At 58.6% G+C, this 746-nt stretch carries 1 protein-coding gene; it reads right to left on the reverse strand.

Annotated features, from left to right (window positions below):
• Positions 1-746 (reverse strand): calcium-binding protein (locus tag ACFQ14_RS14345; RefSeq protein WP_377213446.1); only part of this gene is annotated, 746 nt, incomplete at both ends.

Below are 746 nucleotides of genomic sequence, written 5' to 3' on the forward strand. Positions count from 1 at the left end.
AGCGTAACCCGCACCTGATTGCTGCCGTTGCCGCTGACGGAGAAGTCGCTGAACGCCGTGGCGATATCCGAATAGAAGCGCAGATAATCCAAACCATCCTGATAATCGTGGATCGTGTCCTGTCCGAACTCGGCTTCGGTGAAGCGGAACTGATCGCGGCCGGAACCACCACGCAGATCGTCGTTGCCCGTGCCGCCGTGGATCGTATCACGGCCTGACCCGCCGCGCAGATCATCGTTGCCCGCATCACCGCGCATGTAGTCGGTGTTGTTGGAACCCCATAACCGATCGTCACCGCCATCGCCTGCAAAGCGTGCGCGACCGTTCGGATCGGCCTTCATGATATCGCCTGCGCTGGACGAGCCGATGAAGGTTTCGATGGAGGCGAAAAAGTCGCCCTCTATGGCGTATCCGTTGAGGTCTTGGTCGTTGAGATAGAGCCGGACCTGCTCGCTGGTTCCACGGGCATCGAAGACATCGAAATTGTTGCCGCCGGAATATGTATCGGCCCCGCCCTCATCGATGAGAAAGCGATCTTTGCCGACATTGCCCTCCAGGCGATTATCGCCCGCATTGCCCTTGCCGACATGGTTGCCCGCATCGACAAATGTCAGACGCTCCACATGGTCGGGCAGCGTGTAGCTGGACAGACCATCAACGAACACGCGGTCGTAGCCTTCCTCGGACAGTTCAACCACAACATCGCCTGCGTCTTCGACATGGTATTGATCGTTACCAGAGCCGCC

This window comes from Pseudahrensia aquimaris (assembly GCF_042676045.1).
GTDB classification, from domain to species: domain Bacteria; phylum Pseudomonadota; class Alphaproteobacteria; order Rhizobiales; family Rhizobiaceae; genus Pseudahrensia; species Pseudahrensia aquimaris.